At 44.8% G+C, this 14,887-nt stretch carries 16 protein-coding genes; 7 read left to right on the top strand and 9 right to left on the bottom strand.

Going from position 1 to position 14,887, the window contains the following annotated elements:
* A partial coding sequence (locus tag A3739_RS17875) for a thiolase family protein (protein WP_068502299.1) occupies positions 1–991 on the bottom strand: 991 nt, incomplete at its 3' end.
* A 209-nt stretch (positions 992–1,200) separates the two neighbouring features.
* Between A3739_RS17875 and A3739_RS17870 the strand changes: the two genes are divergently transcribed.
* The 3 genes from A3739_RS17870 to A3739_RS17860 all read left to right on the top strand — a co-directional run bounded on the left by A3739_RS17870 (position 1,201) and on the right by A3739_RS17860 (position 4,982).
* A complete protein-coding gene (locus tag A3739_RS17870; RefSeq protein ID WP_068476261.1) occupies positions 1,201–2,325 on the top strand; it encodes a phosphoserine transaminase in 1,125 nt (374 codons plus the stop codon).
* Positions 2,326–2,435: 110 nt separating this feature from the next.
* Positions 2,436–3,032, top strand: a complete 597-nt coding sequence (locus tag A3739_RS17865; protein ID WP_068502296.1) for a LemA family protein — start codon at positions 2,436–2,438, stop codon at positions 3,030–3,032.
* A 21-nt stretch (positions 3,033–3,053) separates the two neighbouring features.
* Positions 3,054–4,982, top strand: a complete 1,929-nt coding sequence (locus tag A3739_RS17860) for a M48 family metallopeptidase (RefSeq protein ID WP_068502294.1) — start codon at positions 3,054–3,056, stop codon at positions 4,980–4,982.
* A 45-nt stretch (positions 4,983–5,027) separates the two neighbouring features.
* On the opposite strand, the gene A3739_RS17855 is transcribed toward A3739_RS17860, so the two are convergent.
* Entirely contained in the window at positions 5,028–5,375 is a 348-nt protein-coding gene (locus tag A3739_RS17855; RefSeq protein WP_068500046.1) for an antibiotic biosynthesis monooxygenase, read from the bottom strand.
* 72 nt (positions 5,376–5,447) lie between these two features.
* Between A3739_RS17855 and A3739_RS17850 the strand changes: the two genes are divergently transcribed.
* Positions 5,448–5,903, top strand: coding sequence for a DUF3291 domain-containing protein (locus A3739_RS17850; protein WP_068502292.1), 456 nt, complete (start codon positions 5,448–5,450; stop codon positions 5,901–5,903).
* Here the strand turns inward: A3739_RS17850 and A3739_RS17845 are convergent.
* Together A3739_RS17845 and A3739_RS17840 are read right to left on the bottom strand one after the other, a co-directional pair.
* Positions 5,881–7,536, bottom strand: coding sequence for a hypothetical protein (locus A3739_RS17845; protein WP_156502664.1), 1,656 nt, complete (start codon positions 7,534–7,536; stop codon positions 5,881–5,883). The two genes, A3739_RS17850 and A3739_RS17845, sit on opposite strands and share 23 nt — an antisense overlap.
* Positions 7,537–7,688: 152 nt before the next feature.
* Positions 7,689–8,306, bottom strand: coding sequence for an FMN-binding negative transcriptional regulator (locus A3739_RS17840; protein ID WP_082878479.1), 618 nt, complete (start codon positions 8,304–8,306; stop codon positions 7,689–7,691).
* An 86-nt stretch (positions 8,307–8,392) separates the two neighbouring features.
* Here A3739_RS17840 and A3739_RS17835 point away from each other — a divergent pair, with 86 nt between their 5' ends.
* A complete protein-coding gene (locus A3739_RS17835; RefSeq protein WP_197472410.1) occupies positions 8,393–9,124 on the top strand; it encodes an amidohydrolase family protein in 732 nt (243 codons plus the stop codon).
* Positions 9,125–9,237: 113 nt separating this feature from the next.
* Here A3739_RS17835 and A3739_RS17830 read toward each other — a convergent pair whose 3' ends face one another.
* The 3 genes from A3739_RS17830 to A3739_RS17820 form a co-directional block, all read right to left on the bottom strand.
* Entirely contained in the window at positions 9,238–11,148 is a 1,911-nt protein-coding gene (locus tag A3739_RS17830) for a monovalent cation:proton antiporter-2 (CPA2) family protein (protein WP_068502287.1), read from the bottom strand.
* 1 nt (position 11,149) lies between these two features.
* Positions 11,150–11,776, bottom strand: coding sequence for an NAD(P)H-dependent oxidoreductase (locus tag A3739_RS17825; RefSeq protein ID WP_068502302.1), 627 nt, complete (start codon positions 11,774–11,776; stop codon positions 11,150–11,152).
* A 211-nt stretch (positions 11,777–11,987) separates the two neighbouring features.
* Positions 11,988–12,497 carry a spondin domain-containing protein gene (locus A3739_RS17820; RefSeq protein WP_197472317.1) on the bottom strand — a complete coding sequence of 170 codons (510 nt, stop codon included), beginning with the start codon at positions 12,495–12,497 and terminating at the stop codon, positions 11,988–11,990.
* A gap of 163 nt (positions 12,498–12,660) precedes the next feature.
* On the opposite strand from A3739_RS17820, the gene A3739_RS30950 reads away from it, so the two are divergent.
* Together A3739_RS30950 and rsgA are read left to right on the top strand one after the other, a co-directional pair.
* A complete protein-coding gene (locus A3739_RS30950; protein WP_231876775.1) occupies positions 12,661–12,804 on the top strand; it encodes a hypothetical protein in 144 nt (47 codons plus the stop codon).
* Positions 12,805–12,813: 9 nt separating this feature from the next.
* Positions 12,814–13,725, top strand: coding sequence for a ribosome small subunit-dependent GTPase A (gene rsgA, locus A3739_RS17815; RefSeq protein WP_231876776.1), 912 nt, complete (start codon positions 12,814–12,816; stop codon positions 13,723–13,725).
* Between the two features lie 23 nt (positions 13,726–13,748).
* Here rsgA and A3739_RS17810 read toward each other — a convergent pair whose 3' ends face one another.
* Positions 13,749–14,249, bottom strand: coding sequence for a GFA family protein (locus A3739_RS17810; protein ID WP_369819838.1), 501 nt, complete (start codon positions 14,247–14,249; stop codon positions 13,749–13,751).
* Positions 14,250–14,440: 191 nt separating this feature from the next.
* Positions 14,441–14,887, bottom strand: a 447-nt coding sequence (locus tag A3739_RS30080) for a hypothetical protein (protein ID WP_197472409.1), incomplete at its 5' end; no start/stop codon positions are given.

Raw genomic sequence — 14,887 nt, 5'->3', positions numbered from 1 at the left:
TTGCTGTCATTGCAACCATTGCGAAGGCTTCATTCACTTCGAACAAGTCAACATCAGCTGAAGCCCAACCTGTTTTGTTCAATACTTTTTCAATAGCGCCACATGGTGCGTGCGTAAATTTCGCTGGAGCTTCTGCGTGAGAAGAAGTCGCACGAATTACCGCTAGTGGCGTTAAACCTTTTTCTTTTGCAACTTTTCCAGAACAAAGAATTACAGCTGCCGCACCATCAGAAATTGCTGATGAGTTAGCTGCAGTTACAACGCCATTCTTGTCGAATGCTGGACGAAGTGAAGGGATTTTTTCAGGGCGTGCTTGACCAGGAAGCTCATCCTTATCAAAAACAACTTCACCTTTACGCGACTTAACTGTGAAAGGAACAATTTCTTCAGCGAACCAACCTTCGTTTGTCGCTGTCTGAGCACGCTCTAGTGAACGCAAGGTGTACGCGTCCATGTCTTCACGACTTAAACCATCTTCTTGGCTGTTTTCATCAGCAAACTTACCCATCAATTTGCTGGTGTACTTGTCTTCAAGTCCATCATAGAACATGTGATCTAGAAGCTCGCCGTGACCTAAACGGTAACCCGTGCGTGCTTTAGGAACAATGTAAGGTGCAAGCGACATGTTTTCTTGGCCGCCAGCAACCATTAACTCACAAGATTCTGCCTTGATCGCGTCAAATGCTTGCATCACTGCTTTCATGCCCGAACCACACATTTTGTTGATCGTTGTGGTTGGCACGCTGTCTGGGATGCCTGCGCCAAGTGATGCTTGTCGAGCTGGGGCTTGACCAACACCTGCTGGAAGAACGTGACCCATGATCACTTCATCAATATCGCTTGCTGCAATGCCAGCCTGCTCGATGCTCGCTTTAATCGCTGCTGCGCCAAGTTCTGGAGCTGGAGTTGTGCTTAGGCTGCCACCGAAGCTACCCATTGCGGTACGTTTTGCTGCAACGATGACGACATCGTTATCTGAATATGCTGACATGTTTATTCCTATACATCAGAGGTTAATCGGATCGCTCTTTTAGAGGCGCGCTAGTTTAATGTAAGTAGCCCAATCAGGAAATAGTTGAGCAAAGTTTGTGCGCGTTATAATGGTTATGGCGCTCTGTTGATTCAGTGACTTAGCCCACGTCTGGTGATAGCATTGCCGGCCTGTTTTTAGCATCCCACTTATTGTTGTCTGGAGAGTATATGACTGGTTTTACTAAACCAAGCCTTAAGCCTGCTAACCCTAATTTTTCATCAGGCCCATGCAGTAAGCGCCCGGGTTATGACGTCAATAACTTAGATATCTCTACGCTTGGTCGTTCGCATCGTGCGGCTATTGGCAAAGACGCTTTAGGTCGTGCCTGCTCAGAAACAGCGCGTTTGCTAGGTTTACCCGAAGGTTACAGAGTTGGCATCGTTCCAGCTTCTGATACAGGTGCCGTTGAAATGGCTCTGTGGTCATTGCTTGGTGCTCGACCAGTGGATGTATTTGCATGGGAGTCGTTCGGTTCAACATGGGTGGCAGATATTCTCAACCAATTGAAGTTGGATGACGTGAATCACTACCACGCTGATTACGGCTTATTACCAGACATGTCGCAGGCTAACCCGAAGCATGATGTGGTATTTACATGGAATGGGACCACGGCAGGGGTAAAGGTGCCGAATGCCGATTGGATTGCTGATGATCGCGAAGGCTTAACCATTTGTGATGCTACGTCAGCGGTATTTGCTATGGACATGCCATGGGAAAAGCTAGATGTAGTGACTTACAGCTGGCAAAAAGTACTCGGCGGTGAAGGTGCGCATGGCATGTTAATTCTCAGCCCTAAAGCGGTTGAGCGCCTAGAGTCATACACGCCTGCATGGCCTTTACCTAAGATCTTCCGTTTGACTAAAAAAGGGAAGCTGGTTGAAGGTATTTTCCGTGGCGAAACAATCAACACGCCATCAATGTTATGTGTGGCCGATTATCTCGATGCACTTGCTTGGGTGGATAGTCTTGGTGGATTGCAGGGTGCGATTGATCGTTCTCAAGCAAACCTAGCTGCCATTGAAAAGTTTGTCGCGGCAAATGACTGGATCGACTTCTTAGCGCAAGATCCAAATACCTTATCGAACACTAGTGTGTGTTTAAAATTGAACGCGACGCCAGAGCAAGTTAAAGCCATGATTAAACTTCTGGCTGACGAAAATGTTGCTTTTGATATCGGTGCTTATCGTGACGCGCCAGATGGTTTGCGTATTTGGTGTGGCGCGACGGTAGAGGCGAGTGACGTTGAGGCCTTAATGTCTTGGTTATCTTGGGCGTATCAAGAAGTACAATAATTCATCAGTGTTTAGCATTTGACGCTAATCTCTATCTTAGTTGCGTGTCACGCTACACAGACTTCCATAAGTCATCTAGTCTTAAGTAATTACTTTAAGGAGAGTGTCTTATGGAAGTTTCAACCATCATTTCATGGATCGTTCTGATCTTTGTTGCTTTTTATATCGTTCGCATCTACAACAATTTAGTCGCGTTCAAAAATCAATATGAAAATGCCTTTTCGCAAATTGAGGTGCAATTAAAGCGCCGCTACGATTTGATCCCTAACTTGGTTGAAGCAACTAAGGCGTATTTAAGCCATGAGAAAGAAACGCTTGAGGCTGTGATTAGTGCTCGAAACACCGCACTTGCCGGTTTGAAGGCTGCGTCTCAAAATCCCGCGAGTGCCTCAGCGTTAGGCAAATTAGCATCGGGCGAAGGCATGCTTCAATCTGCTCTCGGTGCGCTTAATGTTGCGGTGGAAGCGTATCCAGAGTTAAAAGCCAATGAGAATGTTGCGCAACTTACCGAAGAGCTCACTTCTACTGAAAACCGAATCTCATTTGCGCGCCAAGCGTTTAATGATTCCGTCACACACTACAATGTGTTTCGTCAAAGTTTCCCGAACAACTTTTTCGCACCAACCTTTGGTCACAGTAAAGATGCAGCGTTGTTAGAGTTTGAAGACTCAGCAGCAATTCAGCAGGCCCCTAAAGTTAGTTTCTAAAATCTGTTTTAAGGATAAAACGTGAATTTCTACCTGGCACAGGAAGAAGCCCGAAAGCAGAGTCAGCGTTTGATTCTGCTTTTTTGTTTGGCTGTATTTGTCTTGGTCGTTCTAACCAATGCTTTGTTTGTCGTATTTGTTTGGTTTAGCGATATTGGTAACTTAGCCGGCACCCAGCGAATTAACGTTTCTAGCTTGCCTTGGTATCAAGCCTTGCTCGCGATCATTGATAATTTTGGTTGGGACAAGATCGCCATTGTTAGCGCGATTATTGTCAGTGTGATTGCGGTGGCTACGTGGTCAAAGTGGTCCGACTTAAGTAAGGGTGGCCATGTTGTCGCTGAACTTTTGGGTGGAAAGCGCGTAAGCCCTGATACCAAAGAGCTACACGAGCGTCGCTTAATTAACGTCGTTGAGGAAATGGCATTAGCTGCCAGCATGGCAGTTCCCCCTGCTTACGTATTGACGAATGAGCAAGGAATCAATGCCTTTGCGGCTGGTGTCAGCAGTGATGACGCAGTAGTCGCTGTTAGCCAAGGTGCGTTAATGCAGCTAAATCGTGATCAATTGCAAGGCGTTGTTGCACATGAGTTCAGCCATATTCTTAATGGTGATATGCGCTTAAATGTGCGTGTTGTCGCAACGCTTCATGGTTTAACCATGATCAATGAGACTGGTCGAATATTAATGGAGGCAGGGTCACGCCGAAGCTATCGTCGATCTTATGGATTCTCTAACTCCTCCAGAAAAAATAACGGCGGTCAGTTTGTTATTTTTATAGCAGGGCTAGCCTTGTGGCTTCTCGGTACGGTTGGGCAGTTTTTTGGTGAAGTGATTAAAGCGGCGCTTAGTCGACAGCGCGAATATTTAGCGGATGCATCGGCGGTACAGTTCACGCGTAACCCGACCGGCATTGGTGAAGCGCTTCAGATTATTGGCGGCTACGGTAAACATTCTAAAATTGATAATCCACGAGCGCATGAACTAGGGCATTTCTTCTTCTCAGCTGCATTTAACAGTCGTCTGTTTGCTACGCACCCGTCAGTTGATGAACGCATTGAGCGTTTGCTGCCAAATTGGAATGGCCAGTATGCTGAGTCGACGGCTGAAGCTGAGCTTCGGAGTGAGTTTGGTGATGCAGTCATGGGGTTTTCTGGAGGCTCACTTCATGCGGAAGATTTATCGAAAGCTGTGCAATCTGAATCATCTGGAAGCAGCGATATAAGTTTTGAATTTCAGGAGCAAGCTGCTGCTGAACCGGCGTTTAACCTTAAGAGTTTATTGGAGCGTGTGCACACTTCCTATGACGCCAAAGGTGTGTATTACGCGTTTATTGGGCATGAGTCTGTTGCGACCAACGATTGGAGTGAACGGATCGCGCCCTTATCTTTATCGCAAAAATTAGATTTGCTCCGTGCGGCAATTCCATCGCTTAAAACTTTATCAAAGGAAGAGTACTCCGCATTTAGATCATCTTACCTTCAGGTCATTAGCGCAGATAAAAAACGTTCGCTATCAGAGTGGTTGGGTTTTGAGTTGTTTCGTAATCCATGTGATCGCTTTTTTGGCTTAGCTAAGCCGGTTAAGCCTAAGTACAAAAATATTGAGAGTATCGCCGGCTTTTACCGAATTGCCGTGACCAAATTTGTTCAAATGGGGACGAGAACAACTCGTGATCAATTGGCGGCTATTGAGGCCGCTGGTAAAGCGAGCGGTATTGACTTGGCTGGTACCAAGTTAGCATTGAATATTTCAACGAAAGAATTCACTACAGCCTGTAGTGAGCTGAAGAAAGCTTACCCTCTGCTGACGCCTCGATTGATAAAAGGTCTATTAGCGGCAGCTGAAGTGGATGGCAAGGTCTGTGAGATTGAGCAAAAACTTGTGTCGATTCTCGCTGCGATTTGGGATTTACCGCTTCCAACTTTGGAGATGTCCGAGGCTGCTTAAATCGAAGCAGGTACTTTTTACTGCTTCTCTGGTGAAAGCCTAAGTCTAGTTCTCATGATGTGCACGGCTGTCTGATGGTGCATCATCTCGCTCAACCATTGAGTAGTCACGAGATACCTTGGCCACGCGTAAACGATATTCTTTAAACACGCCTCCACGGCCTTTGGCTTGCGCAAAACGGTGGGCCTCTAGGTTTCGCCATTCCTTAATCGCCGCTTCATCTCGCCAGAAAGAGAGTGACAGTATCTTGTTCTCATCTACCAGACTGCCAAAACGTTCAATTGAAATAAAACCCTCAATAGTTTCAAGCATTGGTCTAAGTGATGCGGCAATGTCTAAATACTCTTGTTTCTTACCTTCGGTTGGGACAACCTCAAATATAACGGCGATCATTGTAATTTAACTTCTTGCCTATAGATTATGAAAAGACAATCTTAGCGCAGTGATGCATTCAAGGAAGGGGATATGGCGCAACTTGCACAAATAAATATCGCATATGGATTCGAGGGAGTAGATCATCCTTCAATGGTCGATTTCAAAGAAGCGATTGATCATATCAACATGCTTGCAGAAAGAAGTGAAGGCTTTGTTTGGCGCTTTCAAACGGAAGAGGGTGATGCAACCGCGGTACGTTTATTTGATGACCCAAGAGTGATTATTAATATCTCGGTTTGGGAATCACTCGATGCTTTGAAGAACTACGTGTATCAAGGCGAGCACTTAGACATTCTTAAGCGTAAAAAAGAATGGTTCCAAAAAACCAAAGGCCCGCACCTAGCACTTTGGTGGATTGAAGATGGTGATTTTCCAACCGCTGAACAAGCGAAAGAGAAACTGGAATATCTAGCGAAGCATGGCCCAAACGAACATGTATTCAACATGGCTTGGGCCGGCAACATTAAGGTGCAACGACAGGAATAATTAAGGGTGGGTTTAGATTAAACTCAGTGATCAATCTTTTCGGGATTCGCTGCTCAAGAAGAAAAGTATCAATCTCCTCTCTAGTGGGCGCTGCTGGAAGAATATTGGACCATACATCACCGTCTCTGCTGCTCATCAAGTGGCCACTCAGGCAAGAAGTGACGGTTGTCGACTCAGAGCTCAAACTTGCATTTAGTTGATAGCAATCTTTGTCGATTAAACCATAGTAATTCCACTTTAAAGGACGTTTGATATCGTCAATATTAAATTCTGCAATCTGTAGTTTCCCAGTTTTGAATTTATTTCTCGGTCCTTGATTATTTCGTTTTGGGTTAGCTGCGACAACTCGATATGTATCTCCATTTGCCCAAGAAATATTAGAGGATTTATAAAACAGTACGCGGCCTTTTTCTCTATTCGCGGTTGTCCAAGTCATTCCCTGATCAAAACTTAAAGCTGGTCTGTTGGATACTTGCGCAGTTAAAGCACCATTACCTAGTTTTTCGACATCGATTGCTGGGTCTTCTAGTTTTGTTTTAATAATAGCGTTAGTCGATAGATCCCATTCAATCCGGTGGTGGCCAAAAAATATCGCTATTGAATCATTTTCTAGCTCAACATAACTGAATATTTGATGTTGAGTTGCTTCGTCATCCGGTAAGTCAAAGGTGTGTGATGCAATCCATTTCGATTCGTTAGGCTGGGATAAGTAGAAAAACAGAGAACGATTGTTCTTACCTATCGCCGCTAATTGTTGATTGTGTTGCTTGGCCAAGAAGAGTTGTTGATTAGGATCGACCTTTGTTTCTAACGCTGATTCGTCAGAGTTCGGCTTAGTTATCAAAGTGCCAAATGTTGTTCCAAAATATTGAGTTTCATCAGTCTGAAGATAACTTGTGGCTCGAGTATAGCCATTGATTTTATCACGCTTTTGGATGGTCAAATTGTCAGGATTGAAGATGATCAACTCACTGTTGTTGGTGAGAATGTATGGTGATTGATCAGTCTTACCTGTCTTGCTAACAGAAACGATATTTTCCGAGAACGCCACAAGGGCAGCGTATTTATTCTCAGAAAAACTGTCGTTCCAAGATAAGTGATCAGTACTTTTTAGTAATAGGTGATTTACAGGATTTGTCAGAGGTAAATAATCGAATCCACTATCTGGCGGCGTTAGGGTTAAAAACGACCATTTCGAATATTGGCCTGACAAAAAATTGATGTCGCTTGTTGTGTAAGGTTGAAGAACAAGAGAACCGAGATGAGTCAGCTTTTTCGGTTCTATGTTGAATGTCGGGAATGAACTCCAAACACCGAATCTTGCTTCAAAGTTCGGGGCGCCATAAGAAACCGATTTTCCTCGTCCTGTTAACTTGAAAACGGTGTATAACCCAGGTGGAAGTTGAGCAGCAAAAACAGCTGTGTTTGCCGTGTCGATGGCTGATTTTTTAAGTTCAAAAAATCTTATGCGATCGATTTCTTCTATTCCTAGCTCGGGGCCTTTTAGCTTTTGTAATACTAGTGTATCGAAGCCTTCCACAAATCGTGTGGCTTCCGAGTCGTTTAAGTTTACGTCGACATAAACCATCCCTAGTACTGGAGCGATTGGTGTATCGTCATGGTAAATAACCATGTGAGATGACCCACAAGCTGTTAATAGGAATAAGGCTGAAATTGCAAAAAATATGCGCGTGAAGGATTTATACATCATTTACTTCTTTTGTTGTTTTTATGAGGGCGCACATTATATACATTTTGGTTTAGCAAACGAGTGTTAATTCAGACCTATCTATAATCGATTAATCTGGACATTTTCTCATCGCCATTTTTCTTTATTGAATCAATAACTCCTCGACGGTTCTCTAATGTGTGATTCTGGCTGACTTTCCATTTGCCTTGGATTTCATCAATGGTGATGCGCAGACCGACAATCGCTCTGAGCATGGTATCGATGTAGCCGTTTGGTGCGTCGCTTACTTTCCACGGCTGCTCGCGTTGATCTTCTTGTGAGCGCGTGAGTTTTTCGACAATGCTTAATAGCTCGTCTTTATCATGGTTGAAGGTGATTTCTCCCTTGATATGAACGGCGGTGTAATTCCATGTTGGAACAACTTTCCCATCGACTTGTTTGCTAGGGTAGTAGCCTGCTGAAATGTAGGCTTGAGGCCCTTGAAAAGTCACCAGTACATCGCTGCCGTTCTCGATGTGTTTATGCAATGGGTTGGCTTTCGCGATATGGCCGATTAGTGTGTGTTGACCATCTATCTTTTCCAATAAAAGTGGAAGGTGATTGGCTTCAAGCCCCTCGCTGGTATTCACAATGAGTGTCGCAAGAGGATGTTCTGCAATGAGAGCGAACATTTGATCTTGATTGTCGATTTTAAAAGCCTTGGGCGTGTGCACTGTCGTTACCTAATTATCAGACCATCTTTAAATGCGAAGTAGTATTTAAAGAGATAATAAAAACACACACAAGTTAGGACTTTCTAATGATCATTGATGCATGGGCGCAACATCCGACGCTTCGTCATATTCAAGACCCTATTTTTGATTCACTTCGTCGTTGGACAAAAATGCCCGTGCCCGAACAAGCGCCTCCAGTCGCGATGACGGTTGCGATGATGGACCAAGCAAAGGTAGATAAGAGTTTGATATGTGCGTGGTATGCGCCGCGCAATGTGATGATTTCAAATGACGAAGTGGCAGGTTTTGTCGCAGATGCGCCTGATCGATTTATTGGAGTGGGTTCGGTTGATATTTCAAAGCCAATGGAAGCGGTGCGCGAGATTCGTCGTTGTGTAAACGAGCTCGGCTTTAAAGCGATTCGCATTTTACCTTGGTTGTGGGAAGTGCCGCCGACAGATCGTCGTTTTTATCCAGTCTATACGGCTTGTGCAGATTTAGGCATTCGGTTTTGTACCCAGATTGGCCATACCGGTCCCTTGATGCCAAGTGAAGTAGGGCGACCAATTTACCTTGACCAAGTGGCTCTGGACTTCCCTGAGCTGACGATTGTTGGGGGGCATATTGGTTACCCTTGGACAGAAGAAGCGATTGCGGTGGCGACGAAAAACGAGAACGTTTATATCGATACCTCGGCGTATACAGCGAATCGCTATCCCGATAACCTCGTCAAATTCATTAAAGAGCATGGCCGAACAAAGGTTCTATTCGGCACGAACTATCCAATGCTGCTGCCAGCGCAAGCCCTCAAGCACTGAGATAGCCTAGAACTTGAGGACGATGTGAAAGAGCTGTTTTTAAGTGGCAACGCATAGCGTATTTTCAATTTATAGCGGTTTGCCTGTTCCAACCTTTTTAGCTGTGTTCTAGCTTAATCTTCGCGCAGCTCCTTCAAATAATTTTTTGGAGGTGGCGCCCAAGATTGGTGGCTCGAATCATGTTTGTCTTCGCGACCGCTCTTCATAGATTCTTTCAACAGTTCCTCAAGCTTAATAAACAACAGGCGATAGTGTTGCATCATGGTGCTGTCGCCTTGTGCTTTCTGCCACATGTCGTACAAGCTTGAATCATGTTTTTGCTCAGTATCAATATAGTTTTGTTTGAGTTGCTCTACATGGAAAGGATGAAAACCGATTTCTTGCATCGCCTGTCCACCCAGTTCCAAAGCGGAATAAAAGCTTTCAAACACCACATGATGCGCACCGGCTTGTCGCAGTGCGTAGCCGTCTCGTCGATCGTAGGCGCGCGCTAAGATTTTGATATGTGGATAGGTATGCGAAACATGATTGACGAGCTCAATCGCTAACTCCGATTCGTCAATCGCGACCACGAATAAACTGGCTTGTTCGATACCTGCTGTATGCAGAAGGTCATGGCGTGTTGCATCACCGTAGTAACTCTTAATACCAATATTGCGTACCAGATTAATCTGGTCAACGCTGCGATCCAGAACAACGGTTGGAATGCCGTTAGAGGTCAGTAGGCGATTAATTACTTGGCCAAAACGACCAATACCGGCAATGACGACCGGTGCTGAATCTTCAATTGCATCCTCTTCTTGAGAGGCATTGGTATTGAGTTCAAATCGAGGAAGAATAATTTTGTCGAAGGCAATAAACAGAAGCGGCGTTAGGAACATAGAAATCGCGATAACCAGCGCTAATAGCTTAGAAATATCATCAGGCAGTCCTGAGTTTTGAACACTAAAACTCAAGAGTACAAACCCAAACTCACCTGCTTGCGCTAGGCTCAGTGAGAGCAACCATCGATCGCTGTTTTTGATACGGAAAATCGTGGCAAGCACATACAGAATGCCAAACTTTACGAGCATCAATGCTGCGGTGGCGGCGAGCACAGTTAGCCACATGCTTGAGAACAACCCGAAGTCGATACCTGCACCAACCGTGATGAAAAACAGTCCTAGTAACAAGCCTTTGAAGGGCTCGACCGTGCTCTCTAATTCATGTTTGAACTCGCTATTGGCCAGCACAACACCTGCTAAAAATGTACCGAGGGCAGGGGACAGACCAACCAAACTCATGATCGCAGCAATGCCGATAACGAGGAGCAAGGCGGAGGCCGTAAAGATTTCTCGTAACCCCGATGCGGCTACGAAGCGGAAGAGTGGTCGACTAGCAAAATGACCGCCGACAACAACAATTGCAATCGCGCTCAGTACCACGATTGCATAGGCCCAGCTTGATAAACCATCGACCAAGCTATAGCCGTGATGGGCGTCTTCTGCTACAGTAGGTGAGCCACTTAAGGCGCTAATTGCGAGAAGCGGAATCAATGCGAGCATTGGAATGACCGCAATGTCTTGGAAGAGCAGAACCGAGAACGCGCTTTTACCGCCCTCTGATTTATTTAGACCTTTTTCGTTGAAGGTTTGAAGTACGATCGCTGTAGAAGAGAGGCTGAAAATCAGACCAATGGCGAGGGCATAGGTCCACTGATCGATAAATAAACTGGCAATCAATGCGATACACAAAGTGCTCAGACCAACTTGCAAGCCACCAAGGCCAAGAAGTTTCGTCTTCATATTCCAGAGCATTTTGGGCTCAAGTTCTAAACCAACCAAGAACAACATCATCACCACGCCGAATTCAGCAAAGTGTTGAATAGTTTGTGTCTCTTGTCCTACTAGCCCAGCGATTGGGCCGATGACCACGCCAGCAATGAGATAACCCAGTACCGAGCCAAGCCCTAAGCGTTTAGCAATCGGAACGGCAATAACGGCAGCGAGCAGGTAAATACTGGCTTGAATGAAATAGGCGGTCATATCAAACCTCGTTGTTCTTGTTAGTGGTGTTGGCGTTGTTGTAATGGTTGCTTAAGTCAATGTCACCGAAGGATTCATGCGTGAGAGACCCATCACTGAGTGCGTTGAAAAGTGCACTCGCTTTTTTTGTATGAGGCTCGATACGACCATCCTCTTTGGCTGTTCTTGCGCCAAACAAAACGAGAGGCGGTATGTAATGCATTTGGCATAGATGCGCGACTTGTTCGAAAGGGCGTAGTAATTCGCGCAGTGGATACTGGTTCAGCCCCTCTGTTTGATAAGCGCTTTCTTGGGCTCCTGCACTCGTCAGAATGAACAAGGTTTTGTCCTTGAGCTTGTCGCCACTCTTCCCGTAAGCAAAGCCATATTCGAGCACTAGATCTTGCCACTCTTTGATGATGGCTGGTGAGGAATACCAGTATAAAGGGAATTGAAATACAACGATGTCATGCTCGAGCAATCGCTGCTGCTCTCGCTCTACGTCGATATGAAACTTTGGATATTCGGCGTATAGATCAACCGCAGTAATATTATCGATCTTTTTCAGAGCAGAGAATAAGGTCTTATTGACCTCGGAGTCGCCTTGAGCTGGGTGGGCAAAAAGAAGCAGAATTTTTTTTGTCGTCATTAGAAGATCGTCTAGTCGTATCATTGAATCATTGTTTTGTCAGCGTAAGCACGCCGAAAATCTTATCTTTATCTATATTCAAGCGCTCATTGCTGACAGGCTTAATTGTGTCGGCGGGGGTTGTTACCGTTTCTGAGGTGGCATAAGCATAGGCATCGCCGCTGCTAGTTCCACCATCGAAGGCATACAGTTCTGCGCTGTATTCGTTTATTCATGCGCCATTCACGCAAAGAGGGAGAGCTGACACGCCAACAAACCAATCAAGTGAAGGCGCTATCATGCTGATCAGACTAAGGCATGAAAACTCGGGCGTTGCCGAAAATTGCGTTGTGATGATGCCTGTACCGGTATTTAGATCAGGGCCATCAATATAACTGCCGGCTTTATCTACTTTGATCAACCACTCAACGCAGTTTTTTAACTTGTAATTTTGGCCTTTCTCCGCGACGAGTGTGATTGCTTCACTAGCCTTCTGTCCTTCTTGCCATGGAGTGATTTGAGGCAAATGTGTTGCGCCTACGAGCTTTGAGTAGTGTGCATCTGAGGGTGGATATTCAATCGGAAAAGTCTCTTCGCTCCATATGCTTTCGTACGTCACTTGATACTGAGCATGACCTTCGCAGGCCATATGCGTATCACTTTTTTGAAGGGCTGAGCATGCTGACAGACCCAAAATACCTGAGAGCAATACAACATGAGACATGGTTTTCGTATCAGGCATATTAAAGATCATCCTGCTGCGATGTGAGCAATATTAGTTAGATTTTTTAAGATAGCTTAGATTTATCGATCGTAGGCTTCTACGTTAACAAGACATTCGCAATTGTGATACCGCAGAACAGAAAATGTTGACTAAGGTTAAGTCAGAATTTTAGAGAGCGCTTATGATCCAACTTAACATACTTCAAAATCTCGGATGGCAGTCTTTTTTTCAGCAACAAGTCTCGCTTGATGAATGGGGCGATGTGACCGCAGCGCGTGCTGTTGAACAACACCGCTCGGAGTTATTAGTAGATACTGGCGAGTAAACGTTTGCCTTGAGTATTGTTCCAAGTATGCCGCCTATTGTGGTGGGGGGCTGGCTTTTGTTGATTGAAGAGAGTGAAGGTAGTCAAAACAGTGCCTATCGTTTTCATCGTTTGCTTGAACGTAAAGGTCGTTTCGCACGCAAGGCTGCGGGTAGTGAAGTGAAAGAGCAGTTGATCTCGGCGAATGTAGATACAGCGTTTATCGTGAGTTCGGCGAATCATGATTTCAACTTAAATCGTATTGAGCGTTTTTTAGCTTTGGTCAATGAAGCGGATGCTGATCCTGTGGTTGTTATTACAAAGGCAGACCTCGCTGATAATGTTGAGGCTTTAGTATCACAGGTACAAAGTATTGATCCGAATTTATCTGTCTTAGCCGTCAATGCACTTGATGTAGCGTCTCATGAAGACTTTGAGCCTTGGCTCGTCGAGGGTGAGACAATTGTATTATTAGGTTCCTCTGGAGTCGGTAAGTCGACACTCGCAAATACATTGCTTGGTGAACAGCTGCAAAGTACCGGCGGTATTCGTGAAGATGACAGTAAAGGTCGGCATACAACCACTTCACGCGCATTGATCTCGCTTCCGCAAGGTGCGTTGTTATTGGATACGCCGGGGATGCGAGAGCTTCAGCTTAGCGATGTAGAAGACGGTATCCATGAGGCATTTTCTGATATCGAAAAGCTTGCTCTACGTTGCAAGTTTAACGATTGCATTCACGGTGAAGAACCAGACTGTGCAGTTCAAAAAGCGATTCAGGACGGTGAGTTGAGTGCGCGACGATTAGCGAATTATCAAAAATTATTACGAGAAAACGCTCTGAATTCAGCGAGTCTTGCTGAGCGTAGGGCAGCGGATAAGAGTTTAGGGAAGTACTATCAGAAGACTCAGGCTGAAGCGGTCAAGTTAAAGGGCCGATGAGGCAAAGCATTAATCTGTTAGGGCTAAGCGTTTAAGTTTAAACGAAGGTGCCAATCGGCGAGCGATTCATCGGGGTATTCTGCGAAGCATTTATCGTGTGTTTGTTTATCGACTTCTACCCATGAAGCTTTTGAGTTGAGCATCATGTGTGAGTGTTCAGGAGGGATTGGCAATTCGGTGTCGATGACTGAAGCAAATGGATGCACAAGCTCCGGCCAACGCGGATCACATCGCCATAATGAACTTCCACATTTTTTGCAGAATCGTCTTTCTGCTGGGCTTATGTTTGTTTCACCTGTTTCTTCATCTTTTATCAATGCATGGTAAACAGTGATATTTTCTTCACCCTCTATTTTTAATGTTTTCGCGTCGGCTCCGAGATTGATGGCATAGCCGCCACCTCCTGCAGTTTTTAGACAGCATAGAGCAATAACAGCTATTAAAAGGACAAAGACTAGAAGCTCCGACGTGGAAGCTGACGCTGCCGCAGTGGCATGAGCCTCTTGGGTGCATGCGCTTACCATTGGTTAAATGAGCTTGCTCATAGTTATAGCGCGTTCGTTTTATTTTTATCTAATTCAATGAGTGACACGCCAATAAAAAATGGCCATACCGAAAACCAAACCTCAGCCCGATAGGAATGTTGTTATCGCCGTTTATAAAGCTCCACAAAGCTATGATTATTGCCCCGAATATCATCATTATAAGAATAAAATCAGATAGACTTGTGATCACTTGGGATCAATACGTTTACTAAAATTTTTGTACTGCTGTAATGTTCAAGTAATTTTAATTTTGAGATTAAATTGTTATCGAACGGGGTGCCAGATTGAATAATAAGTAAACCTTTACTGTATACATCTTTATTGGCAATCATCCCTTCGTTTAAGGAGTTTACAGGAAGATGAATCTCTTCGAGGCATGAGTTGTCCTCCTTTTTTTTCCAATCTAACGTTTCAAGATATTCCAGTACTTCAGGGTCATAAGCTAGAGGAGCTGATCTTAGGATGCTCATCGTGTCATGGTGGCTTTGTTGTTTACTGTAGGGACTATAACGTAGTTCTGTATACTCAAGAACTGTATTGAAAATTATGTTGCTCTTGTCCAATTTTTGTTTATCCAAGCCCTGAGGAAAACCTTTACCGTCGATACTCTCTTTTTG

Source organism: Oleiphilus sp. HI0067 (assembly GCF_001635735.1).
Note: the sequence above shows the minus strand (reverse complement) of the source record. Positions and strands in the feature narration are given on the sequence as shown.